The sequence below is a fragment of the Frankia sp. CgKIO3 genome (genome assembly GCF_977946435.1).
On the sequence record NZ_CDWTMO010000244.1, the window covers coordinates 1 to 4,265 of the forward strand.

A 4,265-nucleotide genomic window follows, 5' to 3' on the forward strand; every position below is an offset into this window, starting at 1 on the left:
CCCCGACACCGCACCCCACCCCGACACCGCGGTCTGGCGCCGACGCCGTCAGCGCAGGGTGAGGCTGCGTCCAACAAGACCCGCCCGCACCCGGCGTTCGTGCGCGGTCAGTGCCGTGGTGTCGGCCAGTGCCCGTTGATAGGCCACCCGCAGCGCGGCGGCCGGCTCCTCACAGCAGTCCGCCTCGCTTCCGGGCGCGAGATCCCAGACGGGAACGACGAGCCCGTCGGCGCGGAAGAACCCGATGAACCTGGAGCCCTCCCCCACCGTGAGACGTTCGGCCGCAGCCAGGCGAGCCAGCGCATCCAGCAACGCCTCCTCGGTGGGGGCGACGTCGGCGCCCGCGCCGATGGGAGCAACCGCCTCGGCCTCGGAGCCGGTGCCCGCCGCAGTACCCGCCGCGCCCGGCCAGGCCAGCGGAAGCGCCCACCGCAGGTGCCAGCGGTCACCGGGGTGGCACCAGTAGGCGGCCGGCACCGAGGTGAGCCGTACGGTGGGCACCACGGTGGCGTTGGCGCGCTCCAGCAGCACCGCCACCTCCTGGTTCGGACCGCTCTCCTCGTCCGACGGTGGCAGCCACCATCCGAACCCGGAATGAACGGTGATGCCCAGGGGTGCCGGGTCCAGCAGGTCGGTGAGCCGGGGCAACCCGGCGAGTCCCGCGGGCAGTTGTTCCACGAGGCGCGGCGCGGAGGCAGGCGGGATGTCGATCACACTCCCCGGCTCAGCGGCGAGTGCGGCGAGCAGGGCACCGGCGACATCCCGCGATGCGTCCAGACCCGGAAGGGCGATCTGCAGGGCGACCAGGATTTCGCCGTCCTCGCGCACCAGGGCGGGGGCGGCCTGCGGCAGCATCGTGCAGAGCGTGATGCGCCGGTCGGCGTGCTCAGGATGGTCGGCGAGGTAGGCCGCCGCCAGGGTCAGCGGCGCGGTGGCGCTGGGCACCAGCTCCCGCAGGGCGACCAGGTCCGGCTCGTCGCGGCGGCCCGCGAACGGGCGCAGCACGGGAGCCGGCCGGTTCCGCTCGCCGTGGCACGCCTTGTAACGACGGCCCGACCCGCAGGGACAGGGTTCCCGCGGTCCGACGGCGGGGATGGCCCCATCGGATCCGTGGACAGACGGGCGGCGACGGCTCCGTGCGGCTCCCCCGCCAGAGCCGGGCGTGGCGACTCGTGCCGGGCGGGTGCCGGGACGCTGGGGTGCGGGTCGGCGAGCGATCACGACCTCCTGGGGTAGAGACCGTCACGCGCGGTCATGGACTTCCTGCGGGTAAGGCTAAGCCATGGTCGGCGGATGACGAGGGTGCCGGGTGGCGGCCGCGCCCGTGGCAAACACCACCGCTCCCGTCGCGGGAGCGGGCCCCGTCGTAGGAGCGGGCCGACGGAGAGCCGACAGCCGACAGATCCGGTCGAGGACAGATGCATCCCCGGCATCTCGGGCTCCCATTCAAGGATAACCCTCTTCCACGGCAGGGACTATCCCGTCGCTGCGGAACCATTACCACGGATACCGCACGCGGCCCTCTCCTCAATGGGCACGATGAACACAGCCGTTCGGCGGACGGGCTCTGGCGGGACTGATGGCGAGCATCATCGACGCTCGTCCGCAAGCCACCGTCACCGTGGCGGCACATCCAGGAAGACGACGCCGCGGGAACCGGTGAAAGGCCGCTCGACAGGCGGCGCCCGCGGCATTCATCTCGATATATGGGGGGTCGGTGGCGAAGGTCGTCGTTGCCGGCGGGGGCATTGCTGGGATCGCCTGCGCCAGCACACTGCTAGCCGAGGGAATCACCGTGGATGTCCGTGACCGGGGCCGCGTGATCGGCGGACGGATGGCCTCACGGTGGATAGACGGGCGCATCGTGGACTCCGGCGCGTCGTACTTCACCGCCACCTCGCCGGAGTTCCGCGAAGTCGTGGACGATTGGTTCATCCGTGGCCTGGTACGCCCCTGGACGCACCGAATGTCGGTAATCAGTGGGCCGACCGCCACCTTGGCCGAGCCGCGTTCCGGCCCGCTGCGGTACGCCGCCCCACGCGGGCTGCGTTCCCTGGTCGCCGACCTCGCGTCCCGCGCCGGGGTGCAGGTCGCGCAGTCCACGCCGATCCGCCGGATCACCCCGGGTCCCCGCGTCGACGACGAGGCCGCCGACGCGGTGATCCTCGCGATGCCCGACCCGCAGGCGCTGCGCCATCTCGACCCGGCCTGCACCGAGGAGCGGGCGCAGCTCGCCGACCGCCCCTGGTCGCCGGTGCTGGCGCTGCTCGCCGGCTGGCCCTACCGGTGCTGGGCACCGATCGACGGAGCCTTCGTCCACGACGACGATACGATCGCCTGGATCGCCGACGACGGCCGTCGCCGGGGTGACAGTGCCGCCGTCCTGGTCGCCCACTCGACGCCGGATTTCGCGCGGGCGCGGCTGGCCGACCCCGCGGCGGCCGGGCCCGATCTCGTCGCGGCACTACGGCGCCTGCTCACCATCACGGTGCAACCCAGTTGGACGTACGTGCAAAGGTGGACCTTCGCCCGCCCGGACCGTCCGCACGAACAGCCGTACTACCTGTCCGGCAGTGGGATCGGGCTCGCCGGCGACGGCTGGGGAACACCGAAGATCGAGAATGCCTGGCACTCGGGCACCGAGCTGGGCCGAGCCCTCTCCGCCCGATTGAGATAAACGATTGCGATAACCTATCGCAATAACCGATTACGATGACCGATGGCATGTGACCGGATCGAGCCTGCGCCGGCGTAGGTCGTTCGGTTGATGATGCGTGACGCGGGTACACCCTCCGGCATGGAGATCAAAGTAAGCCTGTCGTTGCCCCACGATGAGATCTCCATACCCGTAGTTCGACGTATCTGCACGCAGTCCCTGAAAGTCCTGGGCGTCAGCAAAGAATGCATTTACGATGTTGAACTTGCATTGACAGAAGCGTGCGACAATGTTCTTCTACATGCCCATGACGGCGACGAGTACGAGGTTTTGGTGGGAGTGGACAACGAAGTCGCCATCATCGAGGTGAGCGATCGCGGCGACGGTTTCGACGGCATGGATAATCTCGATCGGACGGCCCGCCAGAACAGCGATTTCCCCAGGCCGGAAAATGTTCCCGAGCAAGGCCGTGGCATCTTTCTCATGCGCGCTCTGATGGACCGGGTGCAGTTCCACCAGGTGGACGGCCCCCATCGGGGCACCCGCGTGCATCTGGAGAAGACTCTCACCTGGGAGGAGAGCGCTCCCGGGGAGCGGCTGAGCCGGGCGCGGACGGGGCCCTGGCCCGCTGCCCGCCCGGAGGTGGCCGAGGGCATCCATCCGGTCTGACGTCTCCCGCCGTCCCCCGCCGACTCCCTTCCTCGACCGGCCGCCCCACAATCCGACCGGCTACGCTGACGGGAGTAGACTCCGAGGGATCTGGGCGGGTATCGCGATGGGTGTGGTAGTGACCGAGGCGGCCCCGCCCGCCCGGATCGGGATCGTCACCTTCCCCGGCTCTCTCGACCACCGGGACACGGCGCTCGCAGTGCGGGCCGCCGGTGCCGAACCGGTCTCCCTCTGGCATGGCGACAGCGATCTCGCCGGCGTCAATGCCGTCATCCTGCCCGGCGGATTCTCCTACGGTGACTACCTGCGCGCCGGTGCGATAGCCCGGTTCTCGCCCATGGTGGCGGCCCTCGTCCCGGCGGCCCGCGCGGGCCTGCCGATTCTCGGCATCTGCAACGGGTTTCAGGTGCTCTGCGAGGCCGGCCTGCTCCCCGGGGCATTGACTCGCAACGTGGGACTGCACTTCGTCTGCCGCGACCAGCGGTTGCGGGTCGAGGCGCCGGGCACTGCCTGGACCCGCGGCTACCAGGACGGCGAGGAGATCGTCATCCCGGTGAAGCACGGGGATGGTCGCTATGTCGCGGCCCCGGGCGTGCTCGCCGAACTCGAGGCGGCCGGGCGGGTTGTGGTGCGCTACGTCGGCGGGAATCCCAACGGGTCGGCCGCCGACATCGCCGGGATCTGTAACGAGAGCCGGACGATCGTGGGCCTGATGCCGCATCCCGAGCACGCTGTTGACGACCTCACCGGCCCCGGGGTCGGCGGGCTTCGCATGTTCACCTCGGTACTGTCCGGCGTTTTGTCGGCTTTTTCCTCTTAAAGAGGGATTTTTGGTTACGAAGGGGTCTCCATTGTCCGCCCGGGAGCCCGGATCAGGGGATATCGGCGAGGATGGGAGGGTGACCGGCAACCCCGCCGCCCCCGCGGCCACCTCCGTGAG

General features: G+C 70.0%; 4 protein-coding genes. 3 read left to right on the plus strand and 1 reads right to left on the minus strand.

Annotated features, from left to right (window positions below):
• Positions 1 to 48: 48 nt before the first annotated feature.
• Positions 49 to 1,221 carry a DUF5926 family protein gene (locus AC08OJ_RS18820; protein ID WP_476596435.1) on the minus strand — a complete coding sequence of 391 codons (1,173 nt, stop codon included), beginning with the start codon at positions 1,219 to 1,221 and terminating at the stop codon, positions 49 to 51.
• A gap of 496 nt (positions 1,222 to 1,717) precedes the next feature.
• On the opposite strand from AC08OJ_RS18820, the gene AC08OJ_RS18825 reads away from it, so the two are divergent.
• The 3 genes from AC08OJ_RS18825 to purQ all read left to right on the plus strand — a co-directional run bounded on the left by AC08OJ_RS18825 (position 1,718) and on the right by purQ (position 4,145).
• Positions 1,718 to 2,677 carry an NAD(P)/FAD-dependent oxidoreductase gene (locus AC08OJ_RS18825; protein WP_476596436.1) on the plus strand — a complete coding sequence of 320 codons (960 nt, stop codon included), beginning with the start codon at positions 1,718 to 1,720 and terminating at the stop codon, positions 2,675 to 2,677.
• A 90-nt stretch (positions 2,678 to 2,767) separates the two neighbouring features.
• Positions 2,768 to 3,325 (plus strand): ATP-binding protein, encoded by a 558-nt coding sequence (locus tag AC08OJ_RS18830; RefSeq protein ID WP_476594606.1) that lies wholly within the window; start codon positions 2,768 to 2,770, stop codon positions 3,323 to 3,325.
• A gap of 106 nt (positions 3,326 to 3,431) precedes the next feature.
• A complete protein-coding gene (purQ, locus tag AC08OJ_RS18835) occupies positions 3,432 to 4,145 on the plus strand; it encodes a phosphoribosylformylglycinamidine synthase subunit PurQ (protein WP_476594603.1) in 714 nt (237 codons plus the stop codon).
• Positions 4,146 to 4,265 lie beyond the last annotated feature (120 nt).